1 pseudogene is annotated in these 432 nt (G+C 65.7%); it reads left to right on the top strand.

The annotated features are described in order from the left end of the window. Window positions 1-432 (top strand): annotated as a pseudogene (locus JMJ56_RS33320) (IS5 family transposase); the annotation flags it as partial.

The following is a 432-nucleotide window of genomic DNA, read 5'->3' as shown; positions in this document are numbered from 1 at the left end:
ACATCCTGAGCACCGGCTGCCAGTGGGCCGCGCTGCCGAAGGACCTGCCGCCGCGGAGCACCGTGAACGACTACCTGCGGCGCTGGGACGAGGACCGGACGCTCGATCGCATTCACCACACGCTCTACGTGCTGTGCCGGGGGCAGGCCAGGCGCGACGCCAGCCCGACGACCGCGATCATCGACAGCCAGAGCGTGAAGAGCGCGGAAAAAGGGGGCGCTGCATCGATCCCTCGGGCTACGACGCGGGCAAGAAGATCAAAGGCAAGAAACGGCACGTCTTGGTCGACACCCAAGGGCTGCTGATGCAGGCCATCGTCCACGCCGCCGACATCCAGGACCGCGATGGTGGTGTGCTGCTGATGGGTTCGCTGTTCGGCCTCTACCCCTTCCTGCTGAAGCTCTACGCCGACGGCGGATATCAAGGTGCCAA

Origin of the sequence: Belnapia arida (assembly GCF_016773205.1) — a bacterium.
In the GTDB taxonomy this organism is placed as follows: domain Bacteria; phylum Pseudomonadota; class Alphaproteobacteria; order Acetobacterales; family Acetobacteraceae; genus Belnapia; species Belnapia arida.
This window is presented reverse-complemented; position numbering and strand designations above follow the sequence as displayed.